Here is a 22729-nt window from a genome sequence, read left to right on the forward strand (position 1 = left end):
GGAGAGGATCCGGGAGCCCGGGCCGCGCTGCAGCGGCCCGGGCTCCGGTTCACGAGGTGCGGGTCGAGCGACGGCGCAGCGCCGTCAGGGCGCCGCCGGCCAGGAGCAGAGCGCCGGCTCCGGCCGCGAGGGGCCCGGCCGCCGCTCCCGTCGAGGCGAGGACCGTCGGCACGAGTCCGACCGGAGGCACCGCCACCTGGGCGCAGCTGGCTCCACCGTCGTCCGCGCACGGGTGCAGGACGGTCGTCGGATCGAAGCCCTCCGGGACCTCGGTCAGGCGCGCCCGGTTGGGGATGGTCCACGCGTCCACGCCGTCGGCGACCCGTCCGGTCACGGTGAACGTCGTCGACGCTCCCGGTGCCAGAGACAGGTTCTCGACAGTCAGGTCGGACGACGCCGGGCCGCCGTCCCGGGAGATCGTGACGTCGCTCAGGTGCGCGAGCTCGGGGACGTCGGTGAGGGTCACCCCGTCCGCCGGCCGAGCCCCCTCGTTGGCGACCACGATCCGGAACCCGGCACGCCCGCCGTGGTCGACCTGATTCCCGATCGCCGTCTTCTCGATGGAGAGCCTGCCCTCGACGGGCGGTACCGGGATCTCGGCGCAGGACGACGTCGCATCGTCAGCGCAGGCGTTCTCGACCGTCGGCGGGTCGAAGCCCTCGGGCTGGTGGGTGATCGAGACGCGGTTGGGCAGGGTCGCGGCGTCGTACCCGTCGGCGACCCGGCCGCTGACGTGCAGCGATACCTGGCCGCCGGCGGGGATGTCGAGACCCGTGACGGGCTCCGTGGCCGGCTGCGTTCCTCCGGCGCCGTTCTCGATGGTCGCCTCGAGCAGGTGGTCGAGCGTCGGAACGTCGGTCACGGTCACGTCCGTCGCGTCGACCGTTCCGGTGTTCGCCACGACGATGTCGAAGCCCGCCGTGCCGCCGTGCTCGGCGCTCGCCTGGGACGCGGTCTTCCGGATCAGGAGCGACCCCTCGCCGATGTCGTGCGGGACGGTGGCGCAGGGGTTCGCGTCGGTCCCCGTGCCGGACGAGGCGGGAGCGAAGGGCGCATCGGCGAGGCAGGCCGTGTTCGTCAGCGCGCGGTCCCCCTCGCCGGTCACGATCACGTCGAAGGTCAGCTCAGCCGTCGCCCCGACCGGCAGGCTGCCGGCCGCCCAGGAGATGCGGCCCGTCTCCGCATCGATCGTGGCCGTGCCCTGCGAGGCGCGGAGGGAGCCGGAGTCGAGCTCGGCGTCGTCGAGCACGCCCTTGTCGAGGTAGTCGATGACGGCGGCGTCGGAGTAGTCCCCGGTCCCGTCCGAGGTCAGCGTCACCCGGTAGGGCACGCGGGCGCCGCGGAGCAGCGGAGTGGCGGAGTCGACCGACGAGGTCTTCGCGATGGTCACGTGCGGCGCGAGCGGATCGAGGCGTGCGACCGCGACCGCACCGTCCGAGCCGTAGGCCCAGTCGTCGATCGCCCGCAGGTCGCCGTAGGAGCCGTGCACCGAGTCGTTGGCGTTGGGGATGCGGCCTCGCCCGGAGTCGTCGCCCTCCCAGCGGTGCACCCCGCCGGACGAGTCGGTGCCGCCGTCGCCGGACGTCACCGCGGAGGTGCCGGAGTACCGCTCCGAGTTCGATCCGGCGAGGAGCGAGTCGTCCCAGTGGACCATCGACGGGTCGTCGCCGCCGCCGGTCGACCTCACGACGGATACGCCGCCGGCGGACGTCTCGGCGTCGACCCGCGTGAAGTGGAACTCGTTCGTGCGGCCGATGGAGGCGCGGAAGGTGACGTCGGGGTCGGTCACGTCGACCGTCCCGCCCTTCGCGTCCCGTCCGTCCCAATCGACCGAGAAGGGACCGGTCGTCCCCGCGATCCGGGTGAGGTGCACGTCGCGCTCGCCGTCGTAGGAGCCGTCCCCGTCCGCATCGACGTCCACGACGACGGTGCCCGGCTGCGTCCCCAGGACGCCGGTCAGCGTGCCCGCGTCGGAGCCCGCGGTCGACCGGCGGAAGGCGAGGCCCTCGATCGTCGGCGCGCGGTAGGCCGGAGCGATCGACTCCGGCAGGTCGGACGACGGCGGGTCCAGGAAGAGCTTGTAGGTCTGCAGGCCGTCGATCCCGGAGCGTCCGGACGCCTGCACGTACTGCGCCCCGATGCCGCCCGCCTCGCTCGACTGCGGCATGGGGACCGAGAGGTAGGACGGATCGGACGACCCGACCTTCACGTTGCCCTTGTTCGTGGCCTGGACCGTCGAGGCGACCCCGTCGTAGCCGCGCAGCCCGAGCTCGTAGCGGGCGCCCGTCTCCGTGACGGCGTGGAGGGTGAAGGAGGAGCGCCGCTCCTCGGGCGAGGAGTAGGACTCCTTCGCCCCGGACTGGATCGCATAGGACTCGGACCACACCCGGCCCGCGACCGCCGCGCCCCGCGCGTCCTGGACGCCGATGCTCCAGACGAGGTTCACCGGCGCCGTCACGTCGTCGTCGGACACCCGGATCTGGAAGACCCCGGTCTCGTCCGCCACGAACGAGCCGCCGGCGGACACCGAGGGCGCCGCTCCGGGCGCGAAGTCCTGCTCGTCGAGGACGGCTCCGCCCGGAGCCGTCACCCGGGCGGTACCGCCGCCGGTCTCGCCCTCGCCGGTGCCCGAGCCCGCCTGGAGCGGGTGGAGGTCCACCCGGAGCGTCTCGCCCTTCTGGACCCAGGCCGAGACGGTCGTCACGCCGGCGTTCGTCGCGCCTCCCTGCAGGAGGGTGTTCTCGATCGTCGTGTGAGGACCGTCGGCGGCGAGGGCGGGCGGCGGCGCGAGGCCTCCGCCCAGCAGCCCGCTCACGAGCACGCAGCCCGCCGTCGTGCCGACCAGCGCTCGCGCAGTCCGCGCTCGGGGTCGTCCGCGCTCGTCCCGCCCCGACTGTTCCGTTCGACTCATCCGATGTCCTCTCCTCTGCCGACCGAGCGCACTGCGTCGGCGGCGACCGTTCAGCCCCACGGAAGGAGAGTATTGCTCGGTTCGACGTCACCGCGGCCGGGACGGCTGCATCCGTGGAGAACGGCGCGAGATGGGCGCTGTGGAGGAGGAAACGGCGCGCGAGAAGAGCCGAGCTGCGTGTTCGCGACACGTGATCGCAGAGCCTGCGAGGACTGAGGGCGAGCGCGGGCGCGGACTGATCGCGGATGCGGGCGGAAGACGGTCGACGTCGTCGACGGCGCGAAGAGGCGTCCTGCGAGGCGGAGAACCGGCTGTTCCCTCGCCCTGCACTCACCGGGAGACCGACGCCGACAGCCACCGGAACGAGCGACCGTTAAAACGAGAACGGCCCGCCGAAGCGGACCGTTCTGCTCTGTCTCAACCAGAGTGCGCCCGGAGGGATTCGAACCCCCAACCTTCTGATCCGTAGTCAGATGCTCTATCCGTTGAGCTACGGGCGCAGTCCATCGCGTGGGCCAGAGGCGCACGCAACGAGGTACGACTATACATGCCGGGAGCCCCCTCCGCGAATCGGCGGCGGCGGCAGCGAGGGCTCCCTCCCTGGACGCTCCTGTGGCGCCCGGGCGCCCCTTCCTCCCTGGCAATTCGGAACGCGCCGCAGAGCCTCCGACGGGCGGACGCCGCTGCTCCCCCTCACGGCGTACCGTGGGCTCATGGAGGCCGCCGCGATCGAGCTCGTGGGCTTCGTCGTCTCTCCGCTGCACCGCTACGAGGGCCGCCCCGCCGATGGCCCGGTGCCGTCCGAGGGCAACGAGCAGCCCGAGCGGATCGAGATCCGCGCAGGCCTCGGCATCGTCGGCGACCGCTTCTTCGCCCAGCGCGCGCACCGCCCCGCGGCGATCACGCTCTTCGCGGTCGAGACCCTCGAGCACATCGCCGCCGAGCTCGGCGCAGGGCCCTTCGACCCCGCCGACGCCCGCCGCAACATCATCGTCCGCGGCGCCGACGTCGATGCGCTCGCCGGCCGCACGTTCGCGATCGAGCAGGGCGGGGAGCGGATCGAGTTCCAGGGCGGACGACCGGCGAACCCCTGCGCCTGGATGGACGTCGTGCTCGCCCTCGGGGCGTTCCGGGCTATGCGGAGGCGCGGCGGCGTCCGGACCGCCCCCCTGACCAACGGCGTCCTCCACACCGGGCCGGCCCGTCTGATCCTCCACAGGTCGGACGACATGCTGATCTGAGCCCGGCGGCGAGCGCCTAGGCTCGCAGCGACCGACTCCCCCGATCGAAGGAGGCCCCGTGCTCCGCCCGAGCGACCTCCTCCCCACTCTCGCCACGACTCTGCGGCGCGGAGTCCGCGACGTCTTCGCGACCACGCGCTCCCGGGGGCGGGATCCTCACCGCCGCACCCGCAGCACCGACGTCTCCGTCCAGCGCGTGCACCACCGCGACGTCTGGGCGCGGGTGAGTACGGTGGGGCGCGACGGCGAGCGCACGTTCGTCCTCGTGCCGGGGATCGGAGTCGCGGCCACCTACTTCGAGCGCCTCGCGCCCGCACTCAACGAGTTCGGTCCGGTGCACGCTCTCGACCTGCCGGGCTTCGGCGGCGTACCGCACCCGATCGACGCGCGGCGCATGGACATCGGCGACTACGCCGAGCTGGTCGGCGCCGTCATCGACGAGCTCGGCCTCGACGATCCCGTCGTCCTCGGCCACTCGATGGGGACGCAGGTGGTGGCCGAGCTCGCCGCGCGCCGTCCGGAGCTGACCACCATCGTCCTGCTCGGACCCGTGATGAACCGGCACGAGCGCCGCCTCCCGACCGCCGCGCTCCGCTTCGCCCAGTCGAGCGTCCGCGAGCCGCTCATGGTCGCGATCCTCGCCGCGGGCGCCTACCTCCTCTGCGGACCGCGCTGGTTCTCCCGTGTGCTGCCCGAGATGATGCACTACCGGATCGAGGAGACCGTCCCCCGGATCCGCGCGTCCGCCCTCGTCATCCGCGGCGAGTTCGACCGGCTCGTGCCGCGCGAGTGGGCGGAGGAGATCGCCCGGTCGATGCCGCACGCGCGGGCCTGGGAGATCCCCGACGCCTCCCACTCCGTGATGCACGCGCACGCGGAGGAGGTCGCCCGCCTCTGCGTCGAGCACGCGCGGGCGCCGCAGCCCGACCGGGACGAGGCCGCCCTCCGCCGCTACCCCGACTCGGAGGTCGACCACTCCGAGGAGGACGCGCCCACCGAGGACCCGATCGGCGCTCTCCGGGGACGCATCACCGAGCTGGCCGGGATCCTCGTGGACGACGACTCCCTCATCGCCGAGGGCAAGACGCTCCACGCCGAGGCGAGCGATCCCGAGGCACTGCACCAGGTCGCTCCCGACCCGGGCGACGGCGAGCTCGTCGAGGGCGGCGGACCGAGGAAGGACGGCGAGCAGGACGGCTGACCACCGCAGGCCACCACGAGCCGCATGTCGCGCGGCGCGAGACGCCGAGCGCAGCAAGAGCAGCCCTCCCGCCGACGCCACTCGGCGACCGCCCGTCAGGACTCCGCGCCGACGATCTCCTCGCGGATGCGCCGCAGGTCCTCGGCGAGCGCCCCCAGCAGGATCCAGTGCTGCGGATGCGGAGTCGCGATCACGAGCGGCGCGGTGAGAGCGGGCAGCTCGTCCGTGATCGCCTCCGGCTCGGGAACGTCGACCGAGGACTGCACGAGGAGCCGCAGATCGTGGGCGGCCCGGTGCAGCTGGACGGCGATGTCGGCGATCGTCGGCTCCCCGACGAGCTCGTCGTCGTAGAGGTCGTGCACGGTCCGCGTCATGCCGCGGACCCGGGTCACGATGCGCCCCAGCCGCGGGACGACGGAGTCGAGGGCCAGCAGCCGGTCGCGGTGGGCGGAGCGGCGCGGGTTGAGGCGGAGGGACTCCTCGCCGGTCGCGATCGCCTCCTCCGCCTTGCTCTGCATGGTCTGCAGCAGCCGGGCGTTGATGAGCAGCTCGTCGAGCCGACGTCGCGGGACGGGGGCCTGGAGGGCGTCGCCGAGGTCGTCGAGGGCAGCGGCGAGCTGAGCGGTGAGGTCTCCGATCGCCCGCTCGGCCGGTGCCAGCACGACCGGAGGGACGATGAGCACGTTGATGACGACTCCGACGGCCGCGCCGAGGAGGGTCTCGAGGATGCGGTCGAGCGCGTAGTTCGGCGTGACCGCGCCCACCGAGAGCACGAGCATCGCGCTGATCGGGATCTGCACCGCGGAGGCGGGAGTCAGGCGCACGGCCCACCCGACGGCGATCGCGGCCACGATCGCGAGGAGCACGATGATGCTCTCGCCGCCGAGCACCGTGCCGATCACGGATCCGACGATCACGCCGATGATGACGCCGACCGAGCGCTCGAGGGCCTTGGAGAACGACTGGTTGATGCTCGGCGCGACGACGAGGAGCGCGGCGATCGCACCGAAGACGGGCAGCGTCCCCGGGAAGACGACGCCGGCGAGGAGCCAGGTGACGACCGTGGCGGCCGCCGTCTTGACCAGCTGCAGCACCGGCGGCCGCGTCGGCACGGTGAAGCTCGAGGTCAGGCGCATGGGACCACGGTAGCGAGCGCCCGCCGCCTCGCGGTCCCCGCGCGCATCACCGGCTCGCGGCCGCCTCGACGCTCGCGAGCACCGCGCGGAGCGAGCGCGACGCCTCCGCCCGCAGATCGGCGGGCACCCCCGAGAGCAGCGCCCGCTCGGCGTCGAGCACCTCGGGGAAGGCCCGGTCGACCAGCTCCTCCCCCTCGCGAGTCAGCGTGATGAGCGAGCCGCGCCCGTCCGCCGGGTTCGCGGCGCGCCGCACCAGGCCCCGACGCTCCAGCGAGTGCACGCGCTTGGTGATCGCGGGAGCGGAGGCGAGGGCGATCGTCCGGAGGGTCGTCGGCGACTGCGGAGCGCCGGCGCGACGCAGCGTGGAGAGCACGTCGAACTCGCCGCGGGTCAGCCCGTGGGCGGCGAGCAGCTCCTCCGTCGCCCGGACGATCAGCGCGGAGGCGCGGATCACCCGCCCGACGACGTCGACGGCGGAGGTGTCGAGCTCGGGCCGCAGCACCGCCCAGCCCGCCCTGATCTCGTCGACCGCGTCGCCCGGCTGGCTTTCAGAGTCATTCACACGTAAAGTATATCTGCTTCACCCGTGAAACACTTCTCCGGCCGCCGCCGCTCGGACCCGATCAGAGGACCCGATGGCCGCCACCCCCGTTCTGCCCCACCCCCGCGAGCTCCTCGTCTTCGGCCCGCACGCCGGCGCCCATCGCGTCGCCCTGCGCGCCGGCGTCTCGATCGCCGTCCCGCTGCTCGTCCTCTGGGCGCTCGGCCGCACCGATCTCGCCCTCTACGCGACCTTCGGCGCCTTCACGGCCCTCTACGGTCGCCAGCACACGCACCGGCCGCGCCTGCTGATGCAGCTGTCGGCAGCCGCGTTCCTCGTCACCACCGTGACCCTCGGCACCGTCGTCTCCCTCTCTCCTCACCGCGACTGGCAGATCATCCCCGTCGTGGTCGCCGTGACCGTCGCGGCCGCCTATCTCAGCGACGCCCTGCACTGGCACCCGCCCGGCCCGCTGTTCCCGGTGTTCGCCGTCACGGCGTGCGCGTCCGTCCCGTCCGAGCCCTCGCGGATCCCGCTCGCCGTCGCTCTCGCCGCGGGCTCCGCCGCCTTCTCGCTCGTCGTCGGCCTGAGCGGTCTCGCGCTCCCCCGCGCACGCCGCCTCGCCCCGACGCCGTGGCGCACCTCGTTCCGCGCGGCGGCGGCCCGTCCGGCGACGCGCGCCGCCCTGCTCCGCTTCGGGGCCGTCGTCCTGGTTGCAGGCACCGTCCCGACCGCGACCGGCCTGGGCCACCCCTACTGGGCGATGGTCTCCGCCGTCGCAGCCGTCTCGGGAGCAGACGCCGGCGCCCGGCTCGTGCGCGCGGGCCACCGGATGCTCGGCACGATCGTCGGAGTGCTGATCGCGGCCGCGCTCCTGGCCCTGCCGCTCTCCCCGCTCGCCGTGATCGTGGTGGTGGTGCTCCTCCAGATGACCGCCGAGCTCGTCGTCGGCCGCAACTACGGCCTGACCCTCGCCTTCGTCACTCCGCTCGCGATCCTCATGGTCGAGCTCGCGCATCCCGTCGACGAGCTCGTGCTGCTGCGCGACCGGGCGCTCGAGACCGCGCTGGGCGTGCTCGTCGGAGTCGTGGCGACGCTCCTGACCCACGCCGCCTCGCAGCGCTCGCGCTCCCGCTCCTAGGCTCAGGAGGATGGACCGCACGATCCCCGCAGTGCTCGCCGAGATCACGGCGGCCGTCGCCGAGGTGCGCGACGTCGCACGGTCGCAACAGGACGGCGCGCGGGCCCGCGTCGCGGACCGGCTCGACGAGCTGTTCGCCGGAGCGACGACCCGCAGAGAGGTGCGGGCGGCGGCCGCCGACGCGCTCGAGCTCTGGGGCGGGGCGGGCTCCTTCTCGGACGTCGGCTCGGCCGAGGCCGACCACGCGGTCAGGCGCCTGTACCGGGCCCTGCGCGCCGGCGGCTCCTGGCTGCTCCGCGCCGGCTGACCCGCACGTCGCGACCGCCGCACGACGCCGGAAACGACGAAGGCCCCCTGCTTCCGTGGAAGCGGGGGGCCTTCTCGTTGGCGGTACCGGTGGGATTTGAACCCACGGTGGACGCAAGCCCACACATGTTTTCGAGACATGCTCCTTCGGCCGCTCGGACACGGTACCGGGGTCGAGTGTACGCGACGGCCGGAAGTCGCGCCAATCGAGCGGACGGGCCGCCGTCAGGCGGGGAGGAGGAAGCCGAGCACGCGGTCCCACTCCGGGATCGCGAGCAGGTGGCCGCGGCCGGGCACGACCTCGAGGCGGGAGTCGGGCAGCCGGGCGGCGTACCACTCGGCGTGGCGGCGACCGGCGACCGCGTCCTCGGCGCCGTAGAGGAGGAGCGCGGGCGGCTCGGCGGACTCGACGGCGAAGCCCCACTCCTGCACGCCGTAGCCGATGAGATCAGCGGCCATGCCGAGGGCGCCCTGGGCGGCGGCGCGCTCGAGCATGCGCGAGAGCCGCTCGCGGACTCCGGGGGCCTCGAGCACCGCGGTGTCGGCGTCGCCGGAGCCGAGCATCCCGAGCAGGGCGTCCAGGGCGGGGGTCGGGCCGAAGGCGCCCTCGAGGGTGCGGGTGAGCGAGCGGACGGCCTCGTCGAGAGGGAGGGTGGCGAGGCGGGCGAGCTCGGCGCGGTTGTCGTCGCCGACCCACGGCACGGCGTCGTCGGGAGCGGGCGTCCCGATCACGGCGACGCGCTCCACGAGGCCGGGGTAGTTCGCGGCGAGCGCGAGGGCCACGCGGCCTCCCGCCGACCAGCCGGCGACGCTGACGGAGGCGATGCCGACGGTCGCGAGGTACTCGGCGATGTCGGCGGCGGCCTGCTCGGGGCTGGCGCCGACGCCCGCTCCGGCGGGGTCGAGGTCGGTCAGGAGGGAGGAGGCGCCGTAGCCCGGGCGGTCGAACGAGAGCAGGCGCACCCCGTGGCGCGCGGTCGCCTCCGGGTCGGGGTCGAAGTCCGAGGAGCCGGGAGCGGGATGCGCCAGGACGACGACCCGCTCGGCGCCCTCGGGGCCGGACCAGCTGACTCCGAGCGGGCGGCCGGACTTGAGGACGTGCACTGTCGAGGGCATGTCCCCCAGTCTCCCGCAGACGTCCGACGCCGACGGAGCGGCGCTCGGGAGTCGTCTTCCGAGGCGCGATCCTCCGCCTCCGCTCCCCCGCGACGACGCTCCTCAACAGACGGCTTCCACGCGACCTCTCCCCCGGCCTGGCGCGCCCCGCTCGCGGCGTCGGTGGTGGACTGTACTGTCGAAGACACGTTCGAACGAGCGGCGGTGTCGGGGGTCCCCCGTAGCGTCGCGCTCGTCCCCCTCCTCCGCCCCGAAAGGACCTCATGGCCTCCTCGAAGACGCGCACCGCCCCGTACCGCTGCTCGGAGTGCGGATGGACGACCGCGAAGTGGGTAGGCCGCTGCGGCGAGTGCCAGCAGTGGGGCTCCGTGATCGAGAGCACCGAGCGCACCGGCCTCGTCCGCGCGGTCGCCGCTGTGGCTCCGGCCGCCGGCCGCATCGCGCGGCCCATCACCGAGATCGAGACCACGTCGGCGGCGCACCGCCCCACCGGCGTGGGCGAGCTCGACCGCGTGCTCGGCGGCGGGATCGTCTCCGGTGCGGTCGTGCTCCTCTCTGGAGAGCCCGGCGTGGGCAAGTCGACCCTCCTGCTCGAGGTCGCGAGCCGCGCCGCGGCCGAGGGCCAGCGGGTCCTCTACGTCAGCGCGGAGGAGTCGGCCGCGCAGGTGCGCATGCGGGCCGAGCGCACCGGCGCGATGCACGACAGCCTCTTCCTCGCGGCCGAGACCGACCTCGCCACCGTCCTCGGCCAGATCGACGAGGTCCGGCCGGACCTGCTCATCGTCGACTCGGTGCAGACGGTCGCGAGCGACACCGTCGACGGCCTGCCCGGCGGTCCCAGCCAGGTCCGCGAGGTCGCCGCGACCCTCATCCGCGTCTGCAAGGAGCGGGCGCTCCCCCTCGTGCTCGTCGGACACGTCACGAAGGACGGCTCCATCGCGGGGCCGCGCCTGCTCGAGCACCTGGTCGACGTGGTCTGCCACTTCGAGGGCGACCGGCAGACGGCGCTGCGCTTCGTCCGCTCGCTCAAGAACCGCTTCGGCCCGACGGACGAGGTCGGCTGCTTCGAGATGACCGCCGAGGGCATCGCCGAGATCCCCGACCCGAGCGGTCTGTTCCTCAGCCGCACCCGCTTCCCCACCCCGGGCATCTGCGTCACGGTCGCGATGGAGGGACGCCGCGCGCTCCCCGTCGAGATCCAGGCGCTCGTGATCGCGAACGACGGCGAGCACCCCCGCCGCGTCACGAACGGAGTCGACGCGTCCCGGGTCGCGATGATCCTCGCGGTCCTCGAGCGGCAGGCGGGCATCCCCCTGCGGCGCTGCGACGTCTACGTGTCGACCGTCGGCGGCGTGAAGCTCATGGAGCCGGCGGCGGACCTGGCGATCGCGGTCGCCATCGCCTCCGCCCACGCCTACACGCCGCTGCGGCCCGGGATCGCCGCGTTCGGCGAGATCAGCCTCTCGGGAGACATCCGGCCCGCCTCCGGAGCGAAGCAGCGCGCCTCCGAAGCGACACGACTCGGGCACTCCTCGCACCTCGACTCCAGCGCCTTCACCCTCTCGAGCGCGATCACCCACGCGCTCGTCCCCGTTCCCGAGCGCATCCGTCCGGAGCGGGTGCCCACGCACTGACGGCCGCGTCCCCGGCACGCTGCACACGCACCCGTCCACCGCTCGGAGCCGCCGGCGCCCCCGTCCACCGCATGGTCGAGGATCGCCACCGGAGGCGAACACGGGCTCGATGGGCACTGCCCGACAGCTCCGCCCGACCACGCGCGCGTCCGCTCCGCCGCGGCCGCCCGTCGCAGCCTGCCCCTAGACGCCGCCTCCGCCGCCGCCTCCGCCGCCCCCACCTGAACTGCCGCCGCCGCCCGCGCCGCCGCTCGAGGAGCTCGACGAGGATCCGACGTAGCTCGACGTCGACGACGAGAACGAGGACACGCTGCCGGCGAAGGCCGCCGCGTGGAAGCCGTTCGGTCCGGAGTACCAGACCGGCTCCTCGCCGGTGCGCTCGTAGGCCGACGCGAGCTCCGCCGACCACTCCTTCTCGAGACCGAAGAGCACGGCCCACGGCAGCAGGCGCTCCGTCACCTCGACCACCTCGACCGGTCCGACCGCGCGCCGGTCCGCCCCGCGGGGCGACTGCAGCATCGCGATCCGGTCGGCCTCGGCCAGGTGGATGTACAGCTCGAGCCCGCGCAGATGGTCGCGCAGCTCCGCGCCCGCGGCCGTCAGCGGCACCCTCGAGACCAGGATCGTCCCGACGACGGCCGCGACGATCGCGACCAGCATCAGCACGAGCGGGAGCGCTCCGCCGAAGGAGCCGGTCATCAGGAGGATCGCGCCCAGGAAGGCGGCCATGACACCCAGCAGCAGCGGGACGATCACGAGCACGCTGCCGCCGATCGTCCCGGCCTTCTTCAGTCCCGCCTCGGTCACCCTGTTGCCCAGCGCGGTCTGGAACTGTCCGACGGCCTTGCCGAACGCCTTGTCCTTGCCCGAGAGCTCACGCACCGTCCCCGGCGCCCGGCCGAGGGCGATGTCGAGGAACTCGCGGTCGTCGGAGGCGAGGGGCCGCGGGCGTCCCGCGCGTCGCGTCGGCGTCGTCGCAGGGTCGAGCACCCGCACGGCGTACTCCTGCTTCCGCCCCTCCCCCGTCTCCTCGATGCGCACGAGACCGCGGACGGCGGCGTCCAGGAGTCCGGCCGCGGGGGCCTTCGACGTCTTCCGCAGCAGCGCGGCGGAGAGGAACAGCCCCTCCGCGGGCGGGTCGTACTCGGCGACGACGGTCGGGCGGCCGGGAGCGTCGCGGAGCACGGTCCGGCGGCGGTGCACGGCGAGCGCGAGGCCGATCAGGACCGCGGCGAGGCCGCCCAGCTGCACCCAGGACCAGCCGGAGGCGAGGTAGCGGTCGTCGCGCGGCGTGAAGGTCCCGGGAGCGAAGCCGATCGCCACGGTCACGTTCTCCCCCGGAGCCAGCGACTCCCCCGATGCCGTGACGACCGCGCCGTCGCGGCCGATCGGACAGGGCGTCGTCGAGCCCTCCGGTCCCCGGTAGCAGCTGACGGTCCCCGTCGCGGCGGAGGCCAGCGACCCGGCGAGCTCGACGCGCACGTCGTAGCGGTCGAAGGACTGGCGCCAGCCCGTGCCGTTGACGTCCCAGTAGAACTCGTCCTCGCCGCTGCGCGTGCCGGATCCAGGCAGGGTCGCGTTGTGCTGCGTGTAGGTGAAGACGTAGGTCTGGCTGCCACTGACGAACTCGTCCGCCGCGCTGGTGACCAGGAGGAAGCCGTCCTCGCGCTCGGTGTCGACCGGCCGCGCCGCCCCGTGGCCGTCGGTGACGGACACCAGGTCGACGTCGGTCGGGTGCCCCTCGTAGTCGAGCGGGATCGCGCGCTGCATGCCGCGGTTCTGCGACGGCGGGAACTCGGCGACGAAGGTCTCGACAGTGGTCAGCGTCGAGCGGCCCTCCTCGTCGCGGTCGAGACGGAAGTCGGCCGAGTACTCCGAGAACCGGAAGCCGTCCACATCCGCGCGCACGACACCCGCGACGGGCTGCGGAGCCGCCACGGCCTGCGCCGCCGCTCCGCCGACCAGCAGCGGGACCGCGAGGGCCACGGCCGCCGCGCGCCGCGCGACCACCCCCGCCCGGCCGGTCGAGGCGGACAGGATCGTGCCGAGCAGCCCCCACATGCCTGCGATGCTACGCGCCGCCGCGCACCCGGCACGTCCCCCGGGCGGACTACTGGAGCAGGAACTGAGTGGGCGAGCCCGAGGGGATGCCGGCGACCGACACCGACAGGTTGTAGGCGGCGCCGCCCGCCTCGACCGCCTCGCGTCCGCCGGAGCAGGTGTCGGCGGAGGAGCGGGTGCGGTCCCACGTCAGCGCGCTGCCCATCACCGAGCGGCCCGCCTGGAGGAGCACCGGCAGATCGGCCGCGCCGGTCTGGCAGTCCGTGGAGGTCCAGATCTGCTCGGAGCCGCTCGTGATCGTGAAGACCTGCTTGCTCGTGCCCGCGTCGATCACGCAGTCGGTGCTCGAGATGTTGGCCAGCGAGAGCGAGAGCTGCGGATCCTCGCCGGGCGCGTAGCTCGTGGCGTCCGTGACCGCGGTGACGGCGACGGAGTCGGCCGAGCAGGCGGGTGCGGCGCCGGGCGTCGCACCGGGCGAGGTGGTCGGGTAGAGCGTCGGCAGCACGACGGTCGGCGTGGGGCTCGACGCGGCGTCGGAGCCGGTCATCCGCGGGAGCAGCGACAGCACCACCGCCAGGCCCGCGACGATGACGACCAGCGCGAGCAGCACTCCGGCGCGGCGTCGCCGGTAGACCCGGGAGGGCAGGCGGCGGGGCGGCGGAGTCACCGGGACAGGCTACGACGTGGCGGCGGTCAGAGCGTCTTCAGCATGCGGGTGTTGCCGAGCGTGTTCGGCTTCACCCGGGCGAGGTCGAGGAACTCGGCGACTCCCTCGTCGGGAGAGCGGAGCAGCTCGGCGTAGACCTCGGGGTCGACGACCTTCTCGCCGATCGGCTCGAAGCCGTGGCGGGCGAAGAAGTCGACCTCGAAGGTGAGGCAGAACAGGCGCTTCAGGCCGAGCTCGCGCGCGTCGTTCTCGAGGCGCTCCAGGATGTGGTGGCCCACACCCCTCCCGAGCCAGTCCTGCGCGACCGCGAGGGTGCGCACCTCCGCGATGTCGTCCCACATCACATGCAGCGCACCGCAGCCGATCGCCGTCCCGTGGCCGTCCTCCGCGATGCGGAACTCCTGCACGGCGCCGTAGAGCACCACGCGGTCTTTGCCCAGGAGGATGCGCTCGTTCACGAGCGGCTCGCTGAGCTCCTGGATGAAGGGGACATCGCTCGTGCGCGCGCGGCGCACCGGGTACTTCCAATCGGCCATTCGACAAGCCTAGGCCGCACCGGGCGCGGGATCCTGCGAGCAGGCGCCCACCCCCGGACGACGACATGCCCGCCCCCTCGCGAGAGGGGACGGGCACGTCGTCGTCCGGCAGCCTGCTACGACATCAGGTCGGGCGTCGCCGGGCCGGCCGTGGCCGCTCCGGTGGACGCGCCGGCGCTGATCGAGATCAGGCGCGGGGTCGTGGTGAAGACGAACTTGTTGTCGGCGAAGTCCACGTGGATGTGGTCTCCGGCGCCGAGCTCGCCGTGCAGGATCCGCTCGGACAGCTGGTCCTCGATCTCGCGCTGGATCGCGCGGCGCAGGGGGCGCGCACCGAGGGCCGGGTCGAACCCGACCTCGATCAGGCGCTCCTTGGCCGGCTGCGTCAGCTCCACCGTCATGTCGCGGTCGAGCAGGCGGTCGCCCAGGCGCTTGATGAAGAGGTCGACGATCTGGAGCAGCTCGGGCTTCGACAGCTGCGGGAAGACGATGACGTCGTCCACGCGGTTGAGGAACTCGGGCTTGAAGTGCTTCTTGAGCTCCTCGTTGACCTTGCCGCGCATGCGGTCGTAGCCGGTGGCGTTGTCGCCCTCGATCTGGAACCCGACGGGACCACCGGCGATGTCACGAGCACCGAGGTTGGTGGTCATGATGATGACGGTGTTCTTGAAGTCGACGACACGGCCCTGGCCGTCGGTCAGTCGACCCTCCTCCAGGATCTGGAGGAGCGAGTTGAAGATGTCCGGGTGCGCCTTCTCGATCTCGTCGAAGAGGACCACGCTGAACGGCTTGCGGCGCACCTTCTCGGTGAGCTGGCCGCCCTCCTCGAAGCCGACGAACCCGGGAGGGGCGCCGAACAGCCGCGAGACGGTGTGCTTCTCGCCGTACTCCGACATGTCGAGCGAGATCATCGCGTTCTCGTCGTCGAAGAGGAACTCGGCGAGCGCCTTGGCCAGCTCGGTCTTCCCGACGCCCGTGGGGCCGGCGAAGATGAACGAGCCCGAGGGGCGCTTGGGGTCCTTGAGGCCCGCGCGGGTGCGGCGGATCGTCCGCGAGAGTGCCGCGATGGCCTCCTCCTGGCCGATGACGCGCTGGTGCAGGGCCTTCTCCATGAAGACGAGCCGCGAGGACTCCTCTTCCGTGAGCTTGAAGACCGGGATGCCCGTCGCCTGGGCGAGGACCTCGGCGATCAGGCCCTCGTCGACCACGCCGGTGGCCTTGACGTCGCCCGACTTCCACTGCTTCTCGAGGCGCAGGCGCTCACCGAGCAGCTGCTTCTCCTCGTCGCGGAGCGACGCGGCCTTCTCGAAGTCCTGGTCCTCGATCGCGGCCTCCTTGGCGGAGCGGACCACGGCGATGCGGTCGTCGAAGTCGCGCAGCTCCGGCGGCGCCGAGAGGATCGAGAGGCGCAGGCGTGCGCCTGCCTCGTCGATCAGGTCGATCGCCTTGTCGGGGAGGAAGCGGTCGCTGATGTAGCGGTCGGCCAGGTTGGCCGCCGAGACGATCGCGCCGTCGGTGATGGACACCTTGTGGTGCGCCTCGTAGCGGTCGCGCAGGCCCTTGAGGATGTTGATCGTGTGAGGCAGCGACGGCTCCGCGACCTGGATCGGCTGGAAGCGGCGCTCGAGAGCGGCGTCCTTCTCGAAGTGCTTGCGGTACTCGTCGAGCGTGGTCGCGCCGATGGTCTGCAGCTCGCCGCGGGCGAGCAGCGGCTTGAGGATCGAGGCGGCGTCGATAGCGCCCTCAGCGGCCCCTGCGCCGACGAGGGTGTGGATCTCGTCGATGAAGGTGATGATGTCGCCGCGGGTGCGGATCTCCTTCGTGACCTTCTTCAGGCGCTCCTCGAAGTCACCGCGGTAGCGGGACCCAGCGATGAGCGAGCCGAGGTCGAGCGTGTAGAGCTGCTTGTCCTTCAGCGTCTCGGGCACGTCGCCGCGCACGATCGCCTGGGCGAGGCCCTCGACGACGGCGGTCTTGCCGACGCCGGGCTCGCCGATCAGGACGGGGTTGTTCTTGGAGCGTCGGGAGAGGATCTGCATGACCCGCTCGATCTCCTTCTCGCGCCCGATGACCGGGTCGAGCTTGTTGTCGCGTGCCGCCTGGGTGAGGTTGCGTCCGAACTGGTCGAGGATCTGCGATCCCCCCTGAGGCTGCTGCTGCTCACCGCCCACGGCGACCTGCTCCTTGCCCTGGTAGCCGGAGAGCAGCTGGATGACCTGCTGGCGCACGCGGTTCAGGTCGGCACCGAGCTTGACCAGCACCTGAGCGGCGACGCCCTCGCCCTCGCGGATGAGGCCGAGCAGGATGTGCTCGGTCCCGATGTAGTTGTGGCCGAGCTGCAGCGCTTCGCGCAGGGACAGCTCGAGGACCTTCTTCGCCCGAGGCGTGAAGGGGATGTGGCCGGTCGGCTGCTGCTGCCCCTGGCCGATGATGTCCTGCACCTGCTCGCGCACAGCGTCGAGCGAGATCCCGAGGGACTCGAGCGCCTTGGCGGCCACTCCCTCGCCCTCGTGGATCAGGCCGAGCAGGATGTGCTCCGTGCCGATGTAGTTGTGATTGAGCATCTTGGCCTCTTCCTGGGCCAGGACGACGACGCGCCGCGCGCGATCGGTGAATCTCTCGAACATGCTGTCACTCCCTACAGAACCCGCAGGGGTGGGCTCCGATACGTCGACTGTAACCAGCGCTCCCCCCGGTGAGCAGGCCTGTTCGCCCTGGGCGTGCACGCGATCCGGGAGGGGTGCGGGCGGCGGTCCCGTCCACCGGTCCATGCGAAGGCATACACTTCCCGCATGAGCAACCTGGAGGAGCATCCCGACGAGCTCCCCGTCGCCGCGGAGCCGGTCCCTCGCGAGCCCGGCGCGGTCGAGATCCTGGAGGCGCGGCTCGTCCCGCTCGGCGGTCCGCGCGCGATCGAGGTGCGCCGCACCCTCCCCCAGCGCTCGCGCTCGACCATCGGCGCATGGTGCTTCGCCGACCACTACGGCCCGGTGCGGCTCGGCGAGGAGGCCGGGATGGACGTCCCGCCGCACCCGCACACCGGCCTGCAGACCGTGAGCTGGCTCTTCGAGGGCGAGATCGAGCACCGCGACAGCGTCGGCAGCCTCGCCGTGGTGCGCCCGGGCGAGCTCAACCTGATGACGGCCGGACGCGGCATCTCGCACTCGGAGGTCTCGACCGGGGGCGCGCCCGTCCTGCACGGGGTGCAGCTCTGGGTCGCGCTGCCCGAGGAGGCACGGCTCGTCGATCCGTTCTTCGAGCACCACCGCGGCGTTCCCGTGGAGCTGCCCGGCGCGCTGGTCCGCGTCTTCGTCGGAGGGATGCTGGGCGCGTCGGTGCCCGCGAGCACCTTCACTCCGCTGGTCGCCGCGCAGATCGACCTCGAGCCGGGTGCCCGGGTCGAGCTGCCGGTCGAGGAGTCCTGGGAGTACGGCGTGCTCGTCGACGCCGGCCCCGTGGCGGTCGAGGGTGCGGACGTCCCGCGCTCGGACCTCGCCTACCTGACGCCCGGCCGCTCGCACCTGGTGCTGACCGCCGGGGACGCAGGAGCCCGCGTGGTGCTGCTCGGCGGCGAGCCGTTCGCCGAGGAGCTGGTGATGTGGTGGAACTTCGTCGGCCGCAGCCACGACGACGTGGCGGCCGCCCGCGAGCGCTGGCAGTCCGACGTGATCGCCGGGGCGGATCCCGCGGGACCGTTCGGCACCGTCGACGGGTACGGCGGACGCGCGCTCCCCGCGCCCGTGCTGCCGACCGTGCGCCTCAAGCCGCGCCGCCGGGCCTGAGCCGAGACCGTCAGGCAGAGGCGCTTCGAGGCGGGGCCCACGACTCGGGAGCGCGGGAGTCGCGATGATCCCGCTCGACCACCGCGACTCCCGCGCTCTCACCGGCTCGGGACGCGTCCGACTCCTTCTTCGCGGCGGCCTTCGCTGCTGCCTCGCGGTCGGTGGCCTCGGCCGTCTCGCGGAAGGCGCGGCGAGGATCCTGCAGCGCGCTCATCGGCGAGAGGTCGCGCGGAGTGACGGCGTCGACGAGCCAGCCCGTGATGATCCGCCACTTGCGGTCCAGAGTCGGCATCGCCGCTCCGTGGTAGGCGCGGTGCGCGAGCCAGGCGGGGAGGCCGCGCAGCTTCACGCCCTTGATCAGGCCCGCGCCCTTGCCGATCCCGTACTCGGCGACGGTCCCGACGGAGGCGTGCCGGTACTCCTCCACAGTGCCTCCGGTGAGGTCGGCGATGATGTTGCGCGCCAGGAGCTTGGCCTGCCGGACCGCGTTCTGCGCGTTCGGCGGGTAGTACGCGGGCTGCTTCTCGCTGGTGAGGTCCGGCACCTGCGCGCCGTCGCCGGCCGCCCAGGCGCCGCCCACCGGCTCGCCGTCCTCGCGGATGACCCGCAGGCGCGCATCCGCCATGACGTGGCCCTTCGGCCCGCGGGGCGCGTCGGTCGCGTCGAGGATCGGGTTCGGCTTCACGCCGGCGGTCCACACGATCGTGGCCGTCGGGATGCGCTCGCCCGAGGAGATCTCCACGACGCCGTCCTCGCAGGAGGGCATCGTCGTCTTCAGGTGCACGTGCACGCCGCGCGAGCGGAGGTGGTCGAGCGTCCACTTCGAGAGCTCGGGACCGACCTCGGGGGCGACCCGGTCCAGTGCCTCGACGAGGTGCCAGGTGACGTCGCCCATCGAGAGCGAGGGCTGCGCGGCGAGCGTCTTGCGGCTGAGGTCGAGCAGCTCGCTCAGCGCCTCGACGCCGGTGTAGCCGCCGCCGACGAAGACGAAGGTGAGCAGGCGCCGACGCTCGGCGGGATCGGTGGTGAGCGCCGCCTTCGCGATGTTCTCGATGACGCGGTCGCGCAGGTGCGCCGCCTCCTCCACCGTCTTGAAGCCGATGCCGTGCTCGGCGAGACCCGGCGTGGGGAAGGTGCGGGTGACGGCTCCGAGCGCGAAGACGACCTGGTCGAACTCGATCGTGCGGGTGGAGCCGTCCATCGCGGCGACGGTGGCGCTGCGCTCGGCGAGGCTCACGCCGGTGATCGCGCCGCGGATCACGCGGGTGCGCTTGAGCGCGGAGACCAGCGGCACCGTGACGTGGCGCGGCTGGACGTGCCCGCCGGCGACCTCGGGCAGCAGCGGCTGGTAGGTCATGTAGGGGTTCGGCTCGACGACGGTGACGTCGATCGGCGCCTCCCCCCGCCTCTTCTCGAGGCCCCAGGCCGTGTACAGGCCGACGTAGCCGCCGCCGAGGATGAGGATGCGCGTCGTACGGGATGCCGTCATGTCCGTTCCCTTCTCGAACCCGGCGCCGGGCAGGCGGAACCGGATGGTGCTGAGGACGCTCCGACGCTACGCGGGGCGCGGCGGCCCGCACAGGGACTTGCGCGACGAGTCGGGGCCGCGCATCCTCCGCAGGCGGGCGGACGGGAGCCGCGCTACTGCAGCGCCGAGGTGAGCCGCGCCAGGTTGTCGAGCAGGGTCGAGCGGAGCGGCTGCTGCCGCCACTCGCGGAGGGTCAGCTCGCGGGAGTGCTCGCGGTAGTCCTGCTGCACCTGGCGCAGATCCTCGACGAACTCCGAGCCGCGCACCATCAGCGAGACCTCGAGGTTGAGCGTGAAGGAGCGCATGTCCATGTTGCTCGAGCCGATCACGGCGACGTCGTCGTCGATCGTGAAGTGCTTCGCGTGCAGGATGGTCGGCTTGCGGTACATCCAGATGCGCACGCCCGCGGTCAGCAGCGTCTCGTAGTACGAGCGCTGGGCGTGGTAGACCACGGCCTGGTCGCCGATCTCGGAGACGAAGAGCTCCACGTGCACGCCCCGCCGGGTCGCCGTCGTGATCGCGTAGAGCATCGCCTCGTCGGGCACGAAGTACGGGCTGGTGATGATGATCGACTTCTGCGCCGAGTAGAGCAGCGTCAGGAACAGGCGCAGGTTGTTCTCGCCCTCGAACCCCGGGCCGCTCGGCACCACCTGGCAGTCGATGGTGTCGCGCTGCTGCAGCGCCTCCATCGGCTCCGACTCCCGCAGGAGCAGCTCGTCGGTCTCGCTGTACCAGTCGGTGATGAAGATGGCGTTGATGCCCTGCACCACCGGCCCCTCGAGGCGCACCATCAGGTCGTGCCAGTGCAGGCCGCGGCGGATGTTGCCGCGCTTGTTGTAGCTGGAGTCGACGACGTTCTGCGAGCCCATGAAGGCCGCGTTGCCGTCGACGATCAGCAGCTTGCGGTGGTTGCGCAGGTCCGGCCGCTGGTACTGCCCGCGCCACGGCCGCACGGGGAGCATGTACGACCACGAGGCGCCCGCCCGCTCGAGGGCGCGCAGCCGGCGATGGGTGCCGCTGTAGTAGCCGGGCACGCGGATCGACGCGATGTGGTCGAGGAGGATCCGCACCCGCACCCCGCGCGCCACCGCGCGGTCGAGCGCGTCGAAGAAGGGCGCGGTGGTCGAGTCGGCGGCGAGGATGTAGAACTCGCAGTGCACGTACCGGCGGGCGCGGTCGATCTCGGCGGCCATCGCGCGGATGGTCTGCTCGTAGTCGCCCTGGAGGCGCGCGTCGTTCCCGCCGACCAGCGGCATCGCGCCGAGGTTGCGGTTGAGGGTGACCACCGACTCCAGCCACTGCGGCCACGGGTGCTCCCGAGCGACGCGGTCGATGCCGTCGGTCGACTCCAGGATGAACCGGTTGATCTCCTGCTGCTTCCGGCGGCGCTTGCGCGGCAGCCGGTAGCTCCCGATGAAGAGGAACAGCAGGATGCCGACGTACGGGATGAGGAAGATCGCCATCAGCCAGGCGAGGCCGGTGGTCGGACGGCGGTTCCGCGGCACGACGATCACGGCGATCACGCGGACCACGAGCTCGACGACGACGGCCGCGATCGGGAGGATCACCGCCCAGTCGGGTGCGGGCACCGCGCCTCCTCGTTCGTCGTGCGGAGCCGCTCAGCGGGCGTGGAAGGCACCCGCGCGGCGGCGGTGGTCAGGAGGCGTCGCGGGGAGGCAGGCCGCGGCGCTCGCGCTCGCGGGCCTCGATGCGGTCGTACGCTCGGCGCTCGTTGCGGTCCGAGCGGATGAGGGCGCGCATCACGAACCAGAAGATGGCTCCGACCGTGATCGTCGGCACGAGGGCCCACAGCCCCTGGTTCCACAGCTCCCAGTCCATGCGGCGATCCTACCCGCGGCACCGGCGCGGGAGCCGTGAGCCCGGAGGCCCGTGCGCCCAGCGGCCTTCGCGGGCGCTGGGCGCTACTGGCTCTCGACCGACTTGTTCAGCGCCGCGGCATCGGAGTTGAGGCCTTCCAGCTCCGAGCGCAGGCCGTCGTACACGGCGATGTCCGCGTCGATGGCGGCGCGGGTGGCGTCGACGGCCTGGCTGCGGGCGAGCAGATCGGCGCGCTCCGTCTCGAACTCGGCCGTCGATCCGAAGTCGCCGCTGTCGGCGCGCGAGTTGAAGTCGTCGATCTCGACGTTGAGCGCGTCGTACTCGGCGTTGTTCGCATCGATCCGCGCCGTGAGGTCGGCGTACATCGTCTCGATCCGGGAGACCAGGTCCTCGATGCGGTTCTCGAGATCGGTGAAGACCGCCTCGTAGCGGGCGTTCAGGCCCACGACGACGGAGCGGTCGTCGAAGAACTCGGCGTAGTGCGCCTCGAGCGCCGGCGGCAGGTCGGCCACCTCGGTCCCCAGGATCGAGTGCAGCTCGTTGACGCGCTCGCCGAGGCCGCCGGTGCGGTACAGCTCGAGGCGCTCGGCGATCGTGCCATCCTGCGGGAGGGTCTCGTACGCGGCCTCGAGCTCGTCGCCCAGCTCGGCCTGCTCCTCCGCGTCGAGCCGCACCCACGCGGCGTGCAGCATCTCGTGCGCCGCCGTCACGTCGCGGATCCCGTCGAGGTCGGGGTTGGCGACGTCCGAGATGTAGATGCTGGTGCCGGTGTAGCAGCCGAGGACGATGTCGTCGGAGGCGCCGTAGCCGCAGAGGTCGTTGAAGCCGGCGGTCGGCTCGACCGACGGGCTCGACGCGTAGTAGAGGGCGCGGCCGCGGTCGGACATGGCGGTCCGCTCCGCGAAGCCGGCGATCGTGGGGTCGGGCGTGAACGCCTCGGCCGCCCGCCGGTCGGCCAGCGCGGTGCCGACGTCGCCGGAGGAGGTGAGGACGCTCGCGGCGACCGCGGTCCCCACTCCGAACTGCGCGATCGTGAGGACGCCCGCCGCGACGGCCGCGACGATGCTCGATGCCCTGACCATGTCTCCC

Annotated in this window: 18 protein-coding genes and 2 tRNA genes; 6 read left to right on the plus strand and 14 right to left on the minus strand. The window is 72.6% G+C overall.

What is annotated here, in order from left to right; all coding sequences use genetic code 11:
* Positions 1 to 49 precede the first annotated feature (49 nt).
* Positions 50 to 2911, minus strand: coding sequence for a DUF11 domain-containing protein (locus C5C29_RS03225; RefSeq protein ID WP_146083451.1), 2862 nt, complete (start codon positions 2909 to 2911; stop codon positions 50 to 52).
* 427 nt (positions 2912 to 3338) lie between these two features.
* Positions 3339 to 3411, minus strand: a tRNA-Arg gene (locus tag C5C29_RS03230).
* 213 nt (positions 3412 to 3624) lie between these two features.
* Here C5C29_RS03230 and C5C29_RS03235 point away from each other — a divergent pair.
* The gene (locus C5C29_RS03235; RefSeq protein ID WP_104307938.1) at positions 3625 to 4152 is read left to right on the plus strand and encodes an MOSC domain-containing protein; all 528 of its coding nucleotides are present in this window, start codon (positions 3625 to 3627) and stop codon (positions 4150 to 4152) included.
* A gap of 58 nt (positions 4153 to 4210) precedes the next feature.
* Complete coding sequence (locus C5C29_RS03240) at positions 4211 to 5353, plus strand: alpha/beta fold hydrolase (RefSeq protein WP_181128728.1); 1143 nt, start codon at positions 4211 to 4213, stop codon at positions 5351 to 5353.
* 95 nt (positions 5354 to 5448) lie between these two features.
* Here C5C29_RS03240 and C5C29_RS03245 read toward each other — a convergent pair whose 3' ends face one another.
* Entirely contained in the window at positions 5449 to 6489 is a 1041-nt protein-coding gene (locus C5C29_RS03245; RefSeq protein ID WP_104225996.1) for an aromatic acid exporter family protein, read from the minus strand.
* A 46-nt stretch (positions 6490 to 6535) separates the two neighbouring features.
* Positions 6536 to 7051: a MarR family winged helix-turn-helix transcriptional regulator gene (locus C5C29_RS03250; protein WP_104307940.1), complete on the minus strand. Its 516-nt coding sequence runs from the start codon at positions 7049 to 7051 to the stop codon at positions 6536 to 6538.
* Between the two features lie 73 nt (positions 7052 to 7124).
* On the opposite strand from C5C29_RS03250, the gene C5C29_RS03255 reads away from it, so the two are divergent.
* Positions 7125 to 8171 (plus strand): FUSC family protein, encoded by a 1047-nt coding sequence (locus C5C29_RS03255; protein ID WP_104307941.1) that lies wholly within the window; start codon positions 7125 to 7127, stop codon positions 8169 to 8171.
* A 10-nt stretch (positions 8172 to 8181) separates the two neighbouring features.
* Positions 8182 to 8478 carry a hypothetical protein gene (locus tag C5C29_RS03260; protein WP_104307942.1) on the plus strand — a complete coding sequence of 99 codons (297 nt, stop codon included), beginning with the start codon at positions 8182 to 8184 and terminating at the stop codon, positions 8476 to 8478.
* Between the two features lie 78 nt (positions 8479 to 8556).
* Here C5C29_RS03260 and C5C29_RS03265 read toward each other — a convergent pair.
* Together C5C29_RS03265 and C5C29_RS03270 are read right to left on the minus strand one after the other, a co-directional pair.
* Positions 8557 to 8646: transfer RNA gene (locus C5C29_RS03265), tRNA-Ser, on the minus strand.
* A 56-nt stretch (positions 8647 to 8702) separates the two neighbouring features.
* Entirely contained in the window at positions 8703 to 9593 is an 891-nt protein-coding gene (locus C5C29_RS03270) for an alpha/beta fold hydrolase (RefSeq protein WP_104307943.1), read from the minus strand.
* Between the two features lie 263 nt (positions 9594 to 9856).
* Here C5C29_RS03270 and radA point away from each other — a divergent pair, with 263 nt between their 5' ends.
* On the plus strand, positions 9857 to 11227 hold the full coding sequence (gene radA, locus C5C29_RS03275) for a DNA repair protein RadA (protein ID WP_104224086.1): 1371 nt from the start codon (positions 9857 to 9859) through the stop codon (positions 11225 to 11227).
* Positions 11228 to 11410: 183 nt separating this feature from the next.
* On the opposite strand, the gene C5C29_RS03280 is transcribed toward radA, so the two are convergent.
* The 4 genes from C5C29_RS03280 to C5C29_RS03295 form a co-directional block, all read right to left on the minus strand.
* Entirely contained in the window at positions 11411 to 13288 is a 1878-nt protein-coding gene (locus C5C29_RS03280) for a DUF2207 domain-containing protein (RefSeq protein WP_104224087.1), read from the minus strand.
* 49 nt (positions 13289 to 13337) lie between these two features.
* A complete protein-coding gene (locus C5C29_RS03285; protein ID WP_104224088.1) occupies positions 13338 to 13955 on the minus strand; it encodes a hypothetical protein in 618 nt (205 codons plus the stop codon).
* 26 nt (positions 13956 to 13981) lie between these two features.
* Complete coding sequence (locus C5C29_RS03290; protein WP_104224089.1) at positions 13982 to 14491, minus strand: amino-acid N-acetyltransferase; 510 nt, start codon at positions 14489 to 14491, stop codon at positions 13982 to 13984.
* 116 nt (positions 14492 to 14607) lie between these two features.
* The gene (locus tag C5C29_RS03295; RefSeq protein WP_104224090.1) at positions 14608 to 17118 is read right to left on the minus strand and encodes an ATP-dependent Clp protease ATP-binding subunit; all 2511 of its coding nucleotides are present in this window, start codon (positions 17116 to 17118) and stop codon (positions 14608 to 14610) included.
* A 165-nt stretch (positions 17119 to 17283) separates the two neighbouring features.
* On the opposite strand from C5C29_RS03295, the gene C5C29_RS03300 reads away from it, so the two are divergent.
* The gene (locus tag C5C29_RS03300) at positions 17284 to 18273 is read left to right on the plus strand and encodes a pirin family protein (protein WP_104224091.1); all 990 of its coding nucleotides are present in this window, start codon (positions 17284 to 17286) and stop codon (positions 18271 to 18273) included.
* A gap of 10 nt (positions 18274 to 18283) precedes the next feature.
* On the opposite strand, the gene C5C29_RS03305 is transcribed toward C5C29_RS03300, so the two are convergent.
* The 4 genes from C5C29_RS03305 to C5C29_RS17020 form a co-directional block, all read right to left on the minus strand.
* Complete coding sequence (locus C5C29_RS03305) at positions 18284 to 19762, minus strand: NAD(P)/FAD-dependent oxidoreductase (RefSeq protein WP_104307944.1); 1479 nt, start codon at positions 19760 to 19762, stop codon at positions 18284 to 18286.
* Positions 19763 to 19914: 152 nt separating this feature from the next.
* A complete protein-coding gene (cls, locus tag C5C29_RS03310) occupies positions 19915 to 21390 on the minus strand; it encodes a cardiolipin synthase (RefSeq protein ID WP_104224093.1) in 1476 nt (491 codons plus the stop codon).
* Positions 21391 to 21457: 67 nt separating this feature from the next.
* Positions 21458 to 21640, minus strand: coding sequence for a hypothetical protein (locus C5C29_RS03315; protein WP_104224094.1), 183 nt, complete (start codon positions 21638 to 21640; stop codon positions 21458 to 21460).
* An 83-nt stretch (positions 21641 to 21723) separates the two neighbouring features.
* On the minus strand, positions 21724 to 22722 hold the full coding sequence (locus C5C29_RS17020; RefSeq protein ID WP_104249707.1) for a hypothetical protein: 999 nt from the start codon (positions 22720 to 22722) through the stop codon (positions 21724 to 21726).
* Positions 22723 to 22729: the final 7 nt, after the last annotated feature.

The sequence above is a fragment of the Rathayibacter sp. AY1H2 genome (genome assembly GCF_002931985.1).
Lineage (GTDB): Bacteria > Actinomycetota > Actinomycetes > Actinomycetales > Microbacteriaceae > Rathayibacter.